Genomic DNA, 15,062 nt, shown 5'->3' on the forward strand with positions numbered 1-15,062 from the left:
GGCTTGATGTAAGGCTGTAAACGCGATGCTTAAGCCGGCTGTCCGTTTAGTGCGTACGGCAGGGACCCGGTCCGTAATAGCGTTTCAACCATCGACTCAACCCGTCGAGGCCGGGGAAGAGCATCCGTTCGGTGACGTTGTCCTGATCGAGTTTGTCCCGTACTTCCCATTTAATTTCTTTCGGGATGATGATGCGGTAATAAAGGGCTGGATGATTCAAAAGAAATTCGCTGAGGACCAAGGTTGCGCCGGGCATTGCCGACATGATCGCGCCTTGGTTGACGATGCGGGCGTCCAGCGACGGCGGCTCGAAGAACAGCACGAAGCGGCCATTCTCGGCCAAGCGGTCGAATTCGTCTAGAGACTGGATGAATTCCAGCATTTCGACCGAGAACAAAAATGCGGATTCGCGGTTGAGCACTTCGCGAAGCTTTTCCGGCAACAGGGATCGGGCCTCGACGACATTGATGCACCAGATCGCAGCATCCCGGTCGTAATATTGCTCCTCGGCCGTGGCAAAATGCACTGCGACCTTAGGCGAAATGGTCCAATCCAGAAGGCGGGTCGGCAAGCCGTAGTGCTGAGCAACGGCCAACTGCACCCAGAGCGTTTCCGCCGGTATGGATCCGGGCTCCGCATATTTCCGGAAGCCCCGCAACATCGGCTTCTCGACGTTGATGTAATCACCCCCGAGCCGCAACAGGCTGTTTTCGAGTCCCCAAGAGGCGTCGGCCAAGCCTCGGTAGACGAGATCCGATCGATAACGTTGAAGAGCATTTTTCGGGATGTCGTACAGAGCCCGCATCAGCTCGGACCAATTCGCGACTCGAATGTCGTTCATGACGTTTTCCATGTCGGGGGGAGCAGGCGATGGTCAAGAGATATCGATTCGTATCGTAGAGCACATTCTAGTTCGATGTACCGACTATGGGGTACACTTCCTTACGCCCATCTTGCAGATCGCTTAGGGCACCTTGGTGTAGGGCGCATTAGCTTTAGCGTAATGCGCCGAATGGGACGGCTCCCCATGCGGCGGAATACGCGAGTACGCTATTCCGCCCTATACCAGCTTCGACAGGGCTCAGGACACGCATCGTTCTTCGCAGGCCCAGCCCATCCTATACCGGCCATCATTGGAAAACGGAAAGCCGCACAAAACAGGATTCCACTAAACGGCCGGAACAATAGCATGCCGCGCTTGTGTATACTCTACGAAGCAGCAAGATGCGTGTGTCTCAACGGAGGGAATCCGGATGGCTGCTCTGTTGGTCGCAAAACACATCTCTTTTACTGAGCCGCGCTCGAAACAAGCTCTTCCTCCACCGGCTCCATAGCCTCCCCGGACGGATTCTGCTCGATCTGAGCGACCACTTCGCTGGAAGCGAACATCAATCCGTTGCGATAGTAATGGCAGGCGGCGGCGAAGTCGTTTTGCTGATGCAGCACGTCACCCAAGAGCTGGTAGGCTTCGACGCTGGGTTCCACGTTGAGGCTTTTTTCCAGGTAGTCTTTGGCCTTATTCCAAAGCTTGCAGTGGATGGCGAGTTTGCCCAGTACCCTGAACAGAACGGCATCTTTCGGATGCGGTCCCAGCCAGGTTTCCGCATGCTTGAGCTGCTTTTCCCGGTCGGATAGCTGGATGCAACCGTAGAGAACTAGAAGGGTCTCGTCCCACTCATCGCCGAGAGCGCGGCGCAGCTCGTCCTCGATTTCCTCGCCGGCACCGGCTTCGATCATGGCGGCGAAATAGAGGGACTGAATTCCCGTGGATGCGCGAATGTGCTCGGGAACGGTCGCCCAAACCTCCCGCAAGGCGGTAACGTCGCGAGATTCGGATTTTTGTCTGATCAGAGCGCTGTAGGTTTCCGTTTCGAGCAGTTTGACCTCCGCTTCCATCAAAACCTTGTTCTTGTGCAAGGCGGGAAGCAGGCTGCGCAAACTTTCCCAATCTTCCATTTGGGCATAGGCTTGGTGAGTCAGCCTCAAGACAGCGGCGTGGCTCGGGGCGATCTTGTTCAGATGAGTCAGAGACTCCAACGCTTCCTCGAATTGCTTGTTGGACAACTGCAATTCCGCGCGGGTCAGGCCGACCGCTAGCTCCGACTCGGGCGCGATTTCACGGGCCAGCTTCAAATATTCGTCCCGCTGTTCGACGGCGCCTCGTGCATGTGCGGCCCGTGCGGCGGTCAGATAGTTGATGAGCGGCGCGCCGCTGTCTGCGGCATGGCGGATCAGATTCCGCTCCGCCTTCTCCCAATTGCCCTCGGCCGTTTCGATGAGCCCTGTGATCAAGGCTTCCTGGGAACGCTTGTTACGAAGTTCGCCACCGCGCTTTTTGAGGACTTTGGGAATGCTCATCGCCTGCAAGACGACGCGGACCAAAAAGTAGAACAGAACGAAAGCGACGATCAAAGTGACCAGGATCACGAGTAGCGAGGATTCCAGCACCCAGCGATCGTAGCCGATGATGACATAGCCCGCGTCGCCGGCGATCAATCGGCGGTGAACGAAAAAGCCCACTCCGACGGCGATCGAGACGGCGATCAGCACATAGATGAAGGCTTTTTTCACGGCTGTGCTCCCGCAGGTTGTGCCTCGCCGGATTGCCTTTCCCCAGTGGCCTTCGTCTCGGCCTGCTCGGCTTCCAGACGTAGCTTTTCGATGTTCCGCAAGAGAGTTAACGACTTGCTGATATCCGGGAATGGCATGCGAATCGGCTGGTCCGCCAGTGCGCTGATTTCCGCGGCGACCTCCTGGGTTTTTTTCGCGTCGGGATCGAAGTGCTCGTTCAGCCACTCGCGCGCGGAGGCCAGATTGGCTTTGTACATCTCTTCGTCGCCTCGGAGGAGCGCCGCTCGGCCCGTTTCCAGCTTGAGCAGCAGAACTTGACGTAGCGCCTCCGCCTGTTCCGGATGGAGAACGGCATTTACCGGCCGATCGGTGCGGCGTATCGTTACCAGGTCCTTGATATTGTCCAGCGCGGAACCGAGCGGCCCTTCACCTTCAGCCCCCGCGGCGGGTTCGGCCGTTTCGGGGGTGTCGTCGTGTTCGCTGACTTTGCCCGCATGGGGTAAGAACAGGGGAATATCCTTGGCCTTGCTTTCAAGAGCCAGCAGTCTGGAGGAAAGTCCTACGATATCCGGAGCGTTGAGCCGCCGGAGAGTTTCGATTTCCTCGGCCAACGCTTCCCGGACTTTGAACACCGCCGGATCGCCGCTGTCGTGCAGGCGCTGGTCCGCGGCCTCCATGGCAGCAATTACGGCTTTCACGTCGCCGATCAGGTGAAGTTTTTGGTTGGCGATGCTCAGAAGGTACTCGGCGTCCGCTACCAACAAATCGCCACGGGTCTTGTTGAGCTGTCGTTGGATGCGCTGAACCGATTCATTCAGTTCGTTCCGCGTCAGGTTCAATCTCTCGTTGAGCTGGGCGGACTGATCGCCGATCAGCCGCTCGAATTTCGAATCCTCCGTCGTCACCTGAGATTGAAGGGTGGCGAGCTGGGAGTGCAGTGTGGCCATCTCGGATTGCATCGCGCTCAACTGCCGCGTGAACTCCATGATTTGCTGGTCCTTGCTGGTCAATTGGCCGCCCAGACCTTCCTGCTTGGAGCGTAGCTCTTGAAGAAAGTACCAGCCCCCGGCGGTAAGACCCAGTATGCCGAGCAAGATGAGATAACCGATCCACGCGAAGCTGCGGGATTTCTTGGGGGGGGCGGCAGATGTCTTTACGGCCTCGGTTTCCGCTCCATTGGCGGGCTGGCCGGTGGCCGACATCAATTCGTTATTTACGTCAACCAATGCTGTATCCCCGTAGTATTGAACCTTAATAGCTTTTATTGGAGAAAGGACTCGAAATCAGCGGGCCGATTATCGGCTGGCCGGGCGGTCTTGAGCGGTTCTCTTCGTTTCGACATGACGAATTATCGTCTCCGCTATGGCTTGATCGCAGGCCGGCTCCGCACTGATCACATGACGCCAGCCTTGATCGCGAGCCAGTTTTTCGACGCGCGAGCCGATCACCACGAGCGGGGTATGCTCGGCGAACTCGTGTATGGCCTCGCCCAAGAGCTGCGTAAGATTATTCAAAGCCTCTCCGCTGGTGATGGTTACAATGTCGATACCGCCTTGGCGCCTCAGGTCAATCCAATAACCGATATCCGTCGCGGGAAGAATTCTGCGATAAACTTCCGCGTAAGCAACTTCCGCACCACGAGCCCTGAGTGTTTGCGCAAGATGCTCCCGTCCGCCTTCGCCCCGGACGATCAATATCGATTTGCCGGATACATCAGTCATTTCCGGCGACGCCAAGAGCGACTCGCTATTAAACTGCGGTTTAGGTATCAGGTCTACCCGAATTCCGGCCTTGGTCAGCGCTTCCGCAGTAGTCTGGCCGATAGCCGCGATTCGCGCCGGCCGCGGCGGATTGAACGACCCGCCGTGAATCGCCAGAGTGAAGCGGACGGCGTTGGGGCTCGCGAATATCAACCAATCCCACCGGTCTTGCCGCGATAAAAGTTCCGCCGCTGCGGTAGGATCGCCGACAGCGACGATTTCCAGCAACGGCAGCCTCATTGCATGGCCGCCGGCGGCTTCAATTAGAGCGCACAGGCCATCGGCTTGTTCCCGCGGTCGGGTGACCAATATGCCTATGCCGGCTAGAGGGGCATTCGTCGAGCTTGCCATGTCAGGCATAGAGTGCGTTCAGGATGCGATCGGCCCCGCGCGATAATAAATCTTCGGCCAAGGCTATCCCTAAGTCCTGCGGATCGGCGTAAGAACCTTCGATTTCGCCTTGAATCAGTGATCTTCCGTCAGGCGTGCCGACCAGCCCACGCAGTCTCAGATGTTCCCCGGACAATTCCGCGTATCCGGCAATGGGCACCTGGCAGCCACCGTTCAGGCGCTCGTTGAGCGCTCGCTCTGCCGTGACGCAGATAGCCGTTTCCTCGTGGTGCAATGCTTTTAGACACTCGTTCAGCCAAATGTCATCCCGGCGGCATTCGATGCCGATGGCGCCTTGGCCGACCGCGGGGAGGCTGGTCTCAGTCGAAAGTATTTCCGTAATCCGATGGCTCAGGCCGAGCCGTTTCAATCCCGCTGCAGCAAGGATGATGGCGTCGTACTGCTCGGTCTCGAGCTTATTTAGGCGGGTGTCGACATTGCCCCGAAGATTGAGCGTTTCGCATTCGGGGAGACGGACCTTGATCTGGCATTGCCGGCGAAGGCTGGAGGTACCGATCTTCGCGTGCGGAGGCAGCACATCGAAGGACGGGTAACGCAGGGAAACAAAAGCGTCGCGGGGATCCTCGCGCGGCAGAATGGCGGCGAGATGCAGGCCGTCGGGCAGTTCCGCCGGCACGTCTTTCATGGAGTGGACGGCCAGATCGGCCGTTTCTGCCAGCAGCCCCTCCTCCAGTTCCTTCACGAACAAACCTTTGCCGCCCACCTTGGCCAGCGGGGCGTCGAGCAATTTGTCGCCGCGCGTGACCATTTTCACCAATTCGACTTCGATATCGGGGCATGCGGCCCTCAGGCGCGCCGCGACGTGTTCCGCCTGCCATACGGCCAGGGCGCTTTTGCGGGTGGCGATGCGTATACGTTGTGGCATCAGTATCGACCGTGCGTAAATTAAGCCATTGTATCAAATCAGCCGTCCTCACCAATCGTAGCGAGTTGTTTTAGCTGGCTTCTTACGGAAGGCTGGTGTCGACGGCTTATTTCCAAGGTCTCGGGGATGCCGCGCAGACGAAGCGCCGTGCCGCCGGAGGACGATTTTTCCAGTGCGACGATATGGTCGATTGCCACCAAGGCGTTGCGGTGAATCCGAATGAAGCTCTTTCCGAATTCTTCTTCCAAAGACTTCAACGAATCGTCGATCAAGGTTTCTCCGTCGGGGGTCCTCACCGTCGTATATTTTTGCTCGGCGCGGAAATAAAGCACCGTGTCGACCGGAATCAATCGTATGTCGCCATGGCTGTGGATGCATAAATGGCTACGGGTCGATTGTCCGGCAGGTAGGGCGGTCTCGAGTTTATTCCACGCGGTTTCGGTAAATCGTTCCGCCCTTCGCAAGGCGGCGGCCAGACGGTCCTTTCGCACCGGCTTGAGGAGATAATCGACCGCGCTGACCTCGAATGCCTCCAATGCATGTTCGTCGTAAGCCGTCGTAAAGACCACGGCCGGCGGCTGAGGCAATCGGGCGAGTTCGCGTGCGGTTCCGATGCCGTCGATCCACGGCATTCGGATATCCAGCAGAACCGCATCCGGCTGGATCTGAGCGGCGAGCCTCAAGGCCTGTTCGCCGTCGGCCGCTTCTCCGACGACGATCAATGACGAGTCGATCTCGCCGAGCAAATCCCGCAAACGGCTTCGAGCCGGCGCCTCATCGTCGGCGATCAGGATTTTCATGATTCTTCGGAAGATAAGGAAAGACGATTCGAACTTGGTAGCAATTGTCGACCACGCTGGTGAGGAGACGCGCCTCGCCCGGAAAACAGGCTTCGAGACGAGCGCGGAGATTGGCCAGAGCTATCCTTGCACCTTGGCGCGAGCGGCGCGCATCCGCTTCCGGCAGAGTGTTTTTTACCGTCAGAACGAGATGCCGTTTCGTGAGTTGACCGCCGATCTCCACTTTGCCGCCACTCTGAGACGGCTCGACGCCGTGATAAATCGCATTTTCCACCAGCGGCTGAATGCTCAGGGGAGGGATCAGTGCGTCCTCCGGAGCGTCCTTCAGACGCCAGTCGATGCGCAGACGTTCGCCGAGACGCTGCCGCTCGATGTTGAGATATTGGCAAGTCAGGCCCACTTCGTCTTTCAGCGCCACCCATTTGGTCTCTTTCTTGAGTACCGCGCGGAACAACTCGGCCAAATCCAGCAGAAGTTCTTCCGCCATTTTCGGATCGTTCCGAGTGAGGCTGGCGATGGTGTTGAGACTATTGAACAGAAAGTGGGGGCGCATCCGCGCCTGTAGTGCATCGAGCCGGGCTTCACCTTCGGCCCGGATTTGCAGACGCCAGCGCGATTGGATATAGAGGTAGCGCAGCCAGGCCGCCGTAATGAGACTGCTGGCCCCGAGAATTTTCAAATAATAGACACCGTCGAGGTTTTCAAAGGAAATGGCATGTCCCGGATTCAACGGGCCGTCATGGCCTAGCCAGGCAATCAGAAATGTCGCGGTCTGGATGACGGAGAAGGTCGCCACTCCGCACCAGAGGGCGTCTAGTCGGGCGAGCCGCGAGCGAATACTGCAAAGGACGACTCCGCTGGTCAGCGCGATCCAGACGATGAATAGCGAGCGCAGCCCCAGGTCGGACCAGAAGCCGTAATCGGACGACGAATCGGCGAGCGTCAGAACGAAAGCCAGTAATTCGGCCGAAACGACTAGCATCAGGGCGGTCGAGAGGCTGCAAAAATCGGGAAGAAAGGACTCGGCCGCCCGGCTGGTTGCGGCCCCGGTACCGCGGATGGTCGGCGATGCTTCCCGTCGGCCGGAACTGTCCTTAGGCCGTATAGACTTCACTTGCTCGGTTTTCCGCCGCTGCATCAATGATCAATTGTCCGACGAATGTTCAAAAAGTCAGGCTGTGGAGTTCGTTGCTCCATAAGAGTGTAGAGGTCCGGGAAAAGCTTGCTGGAGGAAAACATCGGAATTTGCTGGATAAGTGGCTCGAAGCGGTCGAGAGGGGCGGTCGCAAGCGTCCTGAACGGCATTTGCGATAGGCTTGCGTGCTGCGTCCGAAACGATGGCGCACAGGCTCGCCTTGCTTTTGGATACACTCAGTCCAGTCGGCGCACTCGCCGCTTCCAAATAACACGATCAGGACGGCGAGGACTGCTCTGTGGTACCGTTATTGGGTTCCGCTATTTTTTACGGGCGTGCGGCACCTGGTGCCCAAGTGGCCCGTATCTTGCCTTTCGGAAAAATTTTTGTATCTTACGCGCGCTATGACTCAACTCATTCAAGTCGAACAACTTTATCGCTATTACGGCGATCACTGCGCCGTCAACAACGTTACGTTCAGCCTGGAAAAGGGCGAAATTCTGGGATTTCTCGGCCCCAACGGGGCGGGCAAGTCGTCCACCATGCAGATGATCTGCGGCAATCTCGCGCCTACCTCCGGGCAGATCCTCATCAACGGGATCGACATACTGGACAATCCCAAGGAGGCCAAGCGGGAGCTGGGCTATTTGCCCGAAATACCACCGGTTTATCGGGAGCTGACGGTGGACGAATACCTGGACTACTGCGGGAAACTGCATCAGATTCCCCGGGAAAAAATCCCGACAGCGGTCGATAGCGCCAAAGAACGCTGCGGCTTGACTGACGTCGGCGAGCGATTGATCGGGAATCTGTCGAAGGGTTATCAGCAGCGGGTCGGTATCGCCCAAGCCATTCTCCATTCCCCGTCGGTCATCATTCTCGATGAGCCGACCGTGGGGCTGGACCCGATCCAGATCCGGGAGATTCGCGAACTGATCGGCGAGCTCGGCAAGCAGCACGGGATTATTCTCTCGACGCACATCCTTCCCGAAGTCCAGGAATCCTGCACCCGCGTGCAAATCATTCACAAGGGCAAGCTGGTGCTCAGCGACAGCATCGAGGGCCTGGAACAGCAGATGCGCGCGTCCAGCGTGGTGCTGGAAACCCGTTTAGGGGCCGATCTCATGAAGCTTTATGCCATCGACGGCGTTCAAAAGATCGACGACCTCGGCGAGCGGCGCTATCGAATCTTTCACGACAAGGACAAAAACCCGGCCGAACGGATCTCCGAAGCTGCGGTATCGCTGGGTTGGGGACTGCTGGAACTGACCCCCGAACGGCGCAGCATGGAAGAAATCTTCATAGACATCACCCAACACACTCCCGTTATGGAGGAGCAAGCCGCATGATGGCCTTAGTCATCGCGGGGCGAGAGCTCCGCACGCTGTTTCTTTCGCCTTTGGCCTGGTCGATCCTGGGCGTGATCCAGATCATTCTGGGCTACATGTTTCTGGCGCAGCTCGACTACTACGTGATGCTGCAAGCCCGCATCGCCGGCATGGAGGATGCGCCCGGAGTCACCGACCTGATCGCCGTCCCGCTGTTCGGCAATGCCGGCGTCATTCTCCTATTGGTGACGCCGCTCCTGACGATGCGGCTGATCAGCGAGGAGCGCCGCAACCGCACGCTGAGCCTTCTGTTTACCGCTCCGGTGTCGATGACCGAGATCATTCTCGGGAAGTATCTCGGCGTGTTCGCCTTCCTGCTCATCATGGTCGCGATGATCGGTCTGATGCCGCTGTCGCTGCTGGTCGGGGGCGGACTGGACATGGGCAAGCTGGCGGCCTGCATCATCGCCCTCGTGTTGCTGCTGGCCGGGTTTGCCGCCGTGGGGCTATACATGTCGGCGCTCGCCAGCCAGCCGACCATCGCCGCCGTCAGCACGTTCGGGGCATTGCTGCTGCTGTGGATCATCGACTGGACCGGCAACTCGGCGGGCGGCGTGCTCGAATATCTCTCGATCCTGCGCCATTACGAGAGTTTGCTGAAAGGTCTGGTATCGACGACCGATCTGATTTACTTCCTGCTCTTTACGCTCACGTTTCTCGTTCTGAGCGTCCATCGTCTGGATAACGATCGCCTGCAAAAATGAAGATCAACCGCAAGACGCACCTCGAACTACGCCTGCAAAACCTTCTCTTCACCTTGCTGTTTCTGGCCGTCGTCGGCCTTGTGGCCTGGCTGAGCACGCGCTACACGGCCCAGTTCGACTGGACCGCGGGCGGCCGCCACACTCTCTCCGAGGCCAGCCGCAAGGTCTTGGACCTGATGAAAGAACCGGTAACGATTACCGCGTACGCTCGGGAAAACGCCCAGCTGCGAAACCAGATTCGCGATCAGGTCGGACGCTACAGCCGTTACAAGAACGATCTGACGCTGAATTTCGTCAATCCGGATACTCAGCCCGATAAAGTCAGGGAACTGGGTATCACCATGGACGGCGAAATGATGGTGGATTACCAGGGCCGCACCGAAAAAATTCAAAACGCCGAAGAGGCCACCTTGACCAATGCCTTGCAGCGCTTGGCCGTGGCCAAGGAACGGCACGTGGTCTTCCTCGAGGGTCATGGGGAACGGTCGCCGCAAGGCCAGGCCAACCATGATCTGGGCCAGTTCGGCGAAGAACTGGAGCGGAAAGGCATCACGGTGTCGATGGTGAATCTGGCGGTGACGCCCGACATTCCGGACAACACCAACGTGCTTGTCCTGGCGGGGCCGCGAGCGAACTTCCTTCCCGGTGAAATTACGCTGGTCCAGAACTATGTGAAAAACGGCGGAAATCTGTTGTGGCTGACCGACCCCGGCGAACTGCATGGTTTGGATCCGCTCGCCCAGCAGCTGGGAATCAAGTTCCTGCCCGGAACCGTGGTGGATGCATCCACCCAGCTCTTCGGCATAGACGACCCCACTTTCGCCCTTGTCGCGGAATATCCGGCGCATCCGATCACGTTCAATTTTCAGACGATGACGCTATTCCCGGCCACGGCGGCGCTGGACAAAAGCGCAGACGGAGATTTCCAGCGGGAACCTCTGCTCAGCACTCTGGCTCGCTCCTGGACCGAGACCGGAGCGATCGAAGGAAAAATCCAGTTCGACGCGGACAAAGGCGAGCGCAAAGGCCCGCTCCAGATCGGTTACACCTTGACCCGCGAGATAAAACCGACGGATAAGACGGAGCCGGCCGCTTCGGCAAGCAAGTCCGAAGCAAAGCCGTCTGAAGCTAAGCCGAACGAAGGATCGAAGGCGGAACAAGCCGGACAACCGGAAGCCGGGGCGGCCAAGGATGCTGGTGAAAAGCCGTCCGAACAGCGAATCGTCGTGATCGGCGACGGCGACTTCCTGTCGAATGCCTTTCTCGGCAACGGCGGCAATCTGGATCTCGGCCTCAACATCGTTCATTGGCTGAGCCAAAACGAGGCTTTGATCAATATTCCAGCCAAGACGGCGCCGGACCGGAAGCTGGAACTGTCGCCCGTCGCTTCCGGCGTGATCGCCATCGGTTTCCTGATCGCCTTGCCCGCCGGGCTGATCGGCACGGGAGCTGCCATTTGGTTTAAACGCCGGAGACGTTAATGAAATCGAGACTGATCCTGAATCTAGCGCTATTGATCGTCATAGCCGTCCTTGCCGCCGTTGCATTTTTCGAGCCCGGCAAGGAAAAGCCCGAGACTACGCCTCTCGCGGCTATCGACGAAAATGCGCTTACCGCCATCACCTTGCAGAATAAGGACGCCATCACCTTCGAAAAGCAAAACGGGCACTGGCGCTTGACCAAGCCGTTTTATGCCCCGGCCAACGACATTCGCGTCCGGCAGCTGATCGGCATCGCCGAGGCCAACAGCGAAGCGCAGTACCCGGTAAGTGCCGAGGACCTCCCCAAATTCGAGCTCGACAAGCCGAAAGCCACGTTGATTCTGGATGCGACCACGATGAAGTTCGGCGGCTCGGATCCCATCAACATGCGGCGTTACGTGCAAATCGGGGATACCCTGCACCTGGTCAACGACGATTTCTTTCATCACCTCACCGCATCCGCTACGGATTACGTGGACAAGAAGCTCCTGCCCGAAGACGCGAAAATCAAAGAGATTTTCATACCGGGCTTGAAAGCTACCTTGGGGCAGGACGGCAAATGGATTCTGGAGCCGTCGGCCGAACCCAATCAAAGCATTTCGGATCTCCTCAACGCCTGGAATACGGCGAGAGCCATCGATGTGAAGCGGGTGGAACAGCCCGCTCAAGGCGATGTAATCCGAATTACCCTGGCCGAGGGCAATCCGGTCGAGTTCTTCATCATGCAGCGGGAGCCGGATCTCCTTCTTGTCCGACCGGATCTGGGGCTTCAGTACGAAGTGACCGGAAACGCCGCAAAACAGCTGCTCAGCCTGCAAAAACCGGAACTCAAGCCCGAGGAGCCGAAACTGTCCCCAGCCGAAGACGAGGAGACCGAGGAAGAATCTCCAGCGGACGCGGAAGAACAGCAAGAACCGGCAGAATCGGCAGAGCCGGGCGAAGAAGGGGAAGAGGCGGCGGACTGACGCTTCTTCAAGCTGTCGGACGCTGCCCGATAACGCCGCCATGCCCGAACTGCCGGAAGTCGAAACCACGCGGCGCGGCATTTCGCCTCATCTAACCGGGCAGACCGTTCAGGCGATAGTCGTTCGCCAGCCTCGGCTACGCTGGCCGGTTCCGCCGGATCTGCCGGAAAAGCTCGATTGTCAGACCATTCGGACGGTCGAGCGCCGAGGCAAATACATCCTGATCGGCACAAACCGCGGAACGCTGATCGTTCATTTGGGCATGTCCGGAAGCCTCCGCATCCTCGCCCCGGACAGCCCGCCCAGAAAGCACGACCATCTCGACTTCATCCTCGCCAACGGAACCTGTCTCCGCTTCCACGATCCGCGCCGTTTCGGCTGCGTCGTCTGGACGGAAGACGATCCTTCGACTCATCCCCTCCTGGCCGAACTCGGGCCGGAACCCTTAAGTGAATACTTCGATGCGCCCTATCTTCATGGAAAAGCCCGGGGCCGCAGCGTGTCCGTCAAATCCTTCATCATGGACAGCCGCATCGTGGTGGGTGTGGGCAACATCTACGCCAACGAAGCCTTGTTCCGGGCCGGCATCGATCCGCGCCGACCGGCCGGCCGCATAGCTCTGCCTCGCTACGAAAAACTGGTCGTATCGATACGGGAGGTCCTTTCCGAAGCGATAGAACAAGGCGGAACCACGCTACGCGATTTCGTCAACGAAACCGGAAGTCCGGGGTATTTCCAGCAAACCCTGCAAATTTACGGACGGACCGGCGAACTATGCCGCCGATGCGGCGAGCTTATCCGAACGCAGCGGCTAGGGCAGCGCTCAACTTATTGGTGTCCGAACTGTCAACATTGAGATACGCGATCGTGCATTGAGAACCGTGCGCTCGTTCTTCCGCGCAAGGAAGATTTCGTAGCGCATACGTACCGATATCTCTCGAATGGAAAGGAGACAGCCCATGCAAATCGGTATGATCGGTCTGGGGCGAATGGGTGCCAACATGGTGCGCCGGCTGATGCGGGGCAATCATTCCTGCGTGGTTTGGGACAACTCGCGAAAACCCGTTGAGATGTTGGCTTCGGAGGGTGCCATAGCCGCCGACAGCCTGCGGGATTTGGCGGACAAACTGCTCAAGCCGCGCGTCGTCTGGCTAATGATTCCGGCGGGCTTCGTCGACGATTTGATAGACAAGCTTTCGCCCTTGCTCGAAAGCGGAGACATCCTGGTCGACGGCGGCAATTCTCACTATCGCGACAGCATGAATAGAGCGCTACGCTTGAAGCCGCGCGGCGTCCATTACCTCGATGTTGGCGTCAGCGGCGGCGTATGGGGCCTGGAGCGGGGTTACTGTCTGATGATCGGCGGCGACGAGGAGCCCGTTCGAAAACTGCATCCGATTTTTCGGGCTTTGGCACCGCCCCAGGATGCGGCCCCGCGTATTCCGGAACGCGAAAACACCGGGTTGGCCAGCGCCGAGCAGGGGTATCTGCATTGCGGTCCCAATGGAGCCGGCCACTTCGTCAAAATGGTTCACAACGGCATCGAATACGGTCTCATGGCCGCTTATGCCGAAGGCTTCAATATTCTGAAGAACGCCGGAATCGGCTTCGAACGCCAATCCCATGATGCCGAAACCGCGCCCTTGCGCAATCCCGAGTATTACCGTTTCGATTTCGATCTGCCCGAGATCGCCGAATTGTGGCGGAGAGGCAGCGTGGTTCGGTCCTGGATGCTCGATCTGGCGGCATCGGCCTTGCTGCAATCACCGGATTTGGAGAGATTCTCGGGACATGTGTCCGATTCCGGCGAGGGGCGGTGGACGGCGTTCGCCGCCATCGACGAAGGCGTCCCCGCTCCCGTGTTGAGCGCCGCGCTGTTTCAGCGGTTCTCGTCCCGCGGACGCAGCGAGTTTGCCGACAAGTTCCTGTCCGCCTTGCGCTGGCAATTCGGAGGACATCAGGAAAAATCGTGATGCGAGCGACAGCGCGACTTGGCGGATTGGCCAGGCCGTTTGCGATTGGAAGGGACCGACTAAAGGTCCGTTTGCGATTGGGACAGGATTCCCGACCTACTATCCCCTGGACCGCTAAACCGATCCTGAAGATGCTCTGGCTCCTTGGTGAGCCGCTCGACGGCTCAATGTAGTGTGGCGGGTGGGACCGCAGGCGATCCGGGCGGCACGCCGCAACCATGTCTCGCCTCCTTCGCAAAGTAGGAGGCGAGAAATACGTTCAATCGCGCGGTGCGTGTGCGCCTGGGAGATCAGTAAGGACTCTGGCCGGTAACATTGCCGGCGGGGCGGTAGTTGCAGACCCACACTTGGGCGTTGTTGGTGCAGACTGCATAGCCGCAGCCGACTTCGGTGGTTGCGGCCCACACCAACTGGGTATAGTGGCCGCACATCCTGCCGGGGGCGCAGCTGTTGGTCTCGTAGTTGTAATTGGCCTTTTCGGCTGCCCACGAATTGACAACCTGAGCCGGGGTAAGCTGCTGCGGTTCGGTGCGGCCATCGGACCACATCACCGGGCCGGCCCAGTAGAGGTTTTCACCCAGTTCTCCCTGATCACTGGCAGGGCTGTGGGGCAGTTCGCGCGGACAGCCCTGCTGCTCCAGCGTGGCGGCGTAGTCGGTGGCGATGGTGGCGAGCTCGTCCGACCAGACGAGCGGCGGCACCCCGTCGGCGGAGCGCACCTGATTGTGGGCGGTGATCGTGGCCACGGCATCGGCGGGCTGAGCAGCGAGGCCTGCGCCGCTCCACAGGATTAAGGCGGAAATGATGAAAGGCGGGTTGCGAAAACGGCACATGACGTACTCCATTACGTGAAGGATGATTACCAACCGTACCGCGACTTGGCCGTCGCTGAGCACGATTCATGGGCAGTATCTGCCTTGTGACAGAGGGCAATCACGGATGTTCCGATCAGTGACGGATTTATCGCGTTTTACTCTCCGTGATGCCTTGCGTCACGACCGTCCGCTGC

At 58.6% G+C, this 15,062-nt stretch carries 14 protein-coding genes; 6 read left to right on the top strand and 8 right to left on the bottom strand.

What is annotated here, in order from left to right; genetic code table 11:
* Positions 1-46: 46 nt before the first annotated feature.
* The 7 genes from JOD69_RS07775 to JOD69_RS07805 all read right to left on the bottom strand — a co-directional run bounded on the left by JOD69_RS07775 (position 47) and on the right by JOD69_RS07805 (position 7,545).
* Positions 47-841: an FRG domain-containing protein gene (locus tag JOD69_RS07775; protein ID WP_077727916.1), complete on the bottom strand. Its 795-nt coding sequence runs from the start codon at positions 839-841 to the stop codon at positions 47-49.
* Between the two features lie 446 nt (positions 842-1,287).
* Entirely contained in the window at positions 1,288-2,571 is a 1,284-nt protein-coding gene (locus JOD69_RS07780; RefSeq protein WP_077727917.1) for a heme biosynthesis HemY N-terminal domain-containing protein, read from the bottom strand.
* Entirely contained in the window at positions 2,568-3,797 is a 1,230-nt protein-coding gene (locus JOD69_RS07785) for a uroporphyrinogen-III C-methyltransferase (protein ID WP_133717001.1), read from the bottom strand. Before JOD69_RS07785 ends, JOD69_RS07780 begins: the two co-directional genes overlap by 4 nt.
* Positions 3,798-3,866: 69 nt before the next feature.
* Positions 3,867-4,682, bottom strand: coding sequence for a uroporphyrinogen-III synthase (locus JOD69_RS07790; protein ID WP_077727919.1), 816 nt, complete (start codon positions 4,680-4,682; stop codon positions 3,867-3,869).
* 1 nt (position 4,683) lies between these two features.
* Complete coding sequence (hemC, locus tag JOD69_RS07795) at positions 4,684-5,607, bottom strand: hydroxymethylbilane synthase (protein WP_077727920.1); 924 nt, start codon at positions 5,605-5,607, stop codon at positions 4,684-4,686.
* Positions 5,608-5,645: 38 nt separating this feature from the next.
* The gene (locus JOD69_RS07800; protein ID WP_077727921.1) at positions 5,646-6,407 is read right to left on the bottom strand and encodes a LytTR family DNA-binding domain-containing protein; all 762 of its coding nucleotides are present in this window, start codon (positions 6,405-6,407) and stop codon (positions 5,646-5,648) included.
* On the bottom strand, positions 6,382-7,545 hold the full coding sequence (locus JOD69_RS07805) for a histidine kinase (RefSeq protein ID WP_077727922.1): 1,164 nt from the start codon (positions 7,543-7,545) through the stop codon (positions 6,382-6,384). Before JOD69_RS07805 ends, JOD69_RS07800 begins: the two co-directional genes overlap by 26 nt.
* Before the next feature lie 401 nt (positions 7,546-7,946).
* Between JOD69_RS07805 and JOD69_RS07810 the strand changes: the two genes are divergently transcribed.
* The 6 genes from JOD69_RS07810 to gnd all read left to right on the top strand — a co-directional run bounded on the left by JOD69_RS07810 (position 7,947) and on the right by gnd (position 14,053).
* Positions 7,947-8,891, top strand: coding sequence for an ATP-binding cassette domain-containing protein (locus tag JOD69_RS07810; protein WP_077727923.1), 945 nt, complete (start codon positions 7,947-7,949; stop codon positions 8,889-8,891).
* Positions 8,888-9,634, top strand: coding sequence for an ABC transporter permease subunit (locus JOD69_RS07815; protein ID WP_077727924.1), 747 nt, complete (start codon positions 8,888-8,890; stop codon positions 9,632-9,634). The genes JOD69_RS07810 and JOD69_RS07815 overlap by 4 nt, the downstream gene beginning before the upstream one ends.
* Positions 9,631-11,115 (top strand): DUF4350 domain-containing protein, encoded by a 1,485-nt coding sequence (locus JOD69_RS07820; protein ID WP_077727925.1) that lies wholly within the window; start codon positions 9,631-9,633, stop codon positions 11,113-11,115. The genes JOD69_RS07815 and JOD69_RS07820 overlap by 4 nt, the downstream gene beginning before the upstream one ends.
* Positions 11,115-12,080 carry a DUF4340 domain-containing protein gene (locus tag JOD69_RS07825; RefSeq protein WP_077727926.1) on the top strand — a complete coding sequence of 322 codons (966 nt, stop codon included), beginning with the start codon at positions 11,115-11,117 and terminating at the stop codon, positions 12,078-12,080. The genes JOD69_RS07820 and JOD69_RS07825 overlap by 1 nt, the downstream gene beginning before the upstream one ends.
* Positions 12,081-12,120: 40 nt before the next feature.
* The gene (gene mutM / locus JOD69_RS07830; protein ID WP_077727927.1) at positions 12,121-12,936 is read left to right on the top strand and encodes a bifunctional DNA-formamidopyrimidine glycosylase/DNA-(apurinic or apyrimidinic site) lyase; all 816 of its coding nucleotides are present in this window, start codon (positions 12,121-12,123) and stop codon (positions 12,934-12,936) included.
* A 103-nt stretch (positions 12,937-13,039) separates the two neighbouring features.
* Entirely contained in the window at positions 13,040-14,053 is a 1,014-nt protein-coding gene (gene gnd / locus JOD69_RS07835) for a phosphogluconate dehydrogenase (NAD(+)-dependent, decarboxylating) (protein ID WP_077727928.1), read from the top strand.
* A gap of 290 nt (positions 14,054-14,343) precedes the next feature.
* Here the strand turns inward: gnd and JOD69_RS07840 are convergent, their stop codons facing one another.
* Entirely contained in the window at positions 14,344-14,898 is a 555-nt protein-coding gene (locus JOD69_RS07840; protein WP_139840986.1) for a CAP domain-containing protein, read from the bottom strand.
* Between the last annotated feature and the right edge of the window lie 164 nt (positions 14,899-15,062).

Source organism: Methylocaldum sp. RMAD-M, from assembly GCF_017832375.1.
GTDB lineage: Bacteria > Pseudomonadota > Gammaproteobacteria > Methylococcales > Methylococcaceae > Methylocaldum.

Coding starts and splice junctions, on each gene's coding strand:
- JOD69_RS07810 (WP_077727923.1), top strand. CDS start 7,947: ATGACTCAACTCATTCAAGTCGAACAACTTTATCGCTATTACGGCGAT.
- JOD69_RS07775 (WP_077727916.1), bottom strand. CDS start 841: ATGAACGACATTCGAGTCGCGAATTGGTCCGAGCTGATGCGGGCTCTG.
- mutM (WP_077727927.1), top strand. CDS start 12,121: ATGCCCGAACTGCCGGAAGTCGAAACCACGCGGCGCGGCATTTCGCCT.
- JOD69_RS07840 (WP_139840986.1), bottom strand. CDS start 14,898: ATGGAGTACGTCATGTGCCGTTTTCGCAACCCGCCTTTCATCATTTCC.
- hemC (WP_077727920.1), bottom strand. CDS start 5,607: ATGCCACAACGTATACGCATCGCCACCCGCAAAAGCGCCCTGGCCGTA.
- JOD69_RS07820 (WP_077727925.1), top strand. CDS start 9,631: ATGAAGATCAACCGCAAGACGCACCTCGAACTACGCCTGCAAAACCTT.
- JOD69_RS07800 (WP_077727921.1), bottom strand. CDS start 6,407: ATGAAAATCCTGATCGCCGACGATGAGGCGCCGGCTCGAAGCCGTTTG.
- JOD69_RS07790 (WP_077727919.1), bottom strand. CDS start 4,682: ATGGCAAGCTCGACGAATGCCCCTCTAGCCGGCATAGGCATATTGGTC.
- JOD69_RS07815 (WP_077727924.1), top strand. CDS start 8,888: ATGATGGCCTTAGTCATCGCGGGGCGAGAGCTCCGCACGCTGTTTCTT.
- JOD69_RS07825 (WP_077727926.1), top strand. CDS start 11,115: ATGAAATCGAGACTGATCCTGAATCTAGCGCTATTGATCGTCATAGCC.
- JOD69_RS07805 (WP_077727922.1), bottom strand. CDS start 7,545: ATGCAGCGGCGGAAAACCGAGCAAGTGAAGTCTATACGGCCTAAGGAC.
- gnd (WP_077727928.1), top strand. CDS start 13,040: ATGCAAATCGGTATGATCGGTCTGGGGCGAATGGGTGCCAACATGGTG.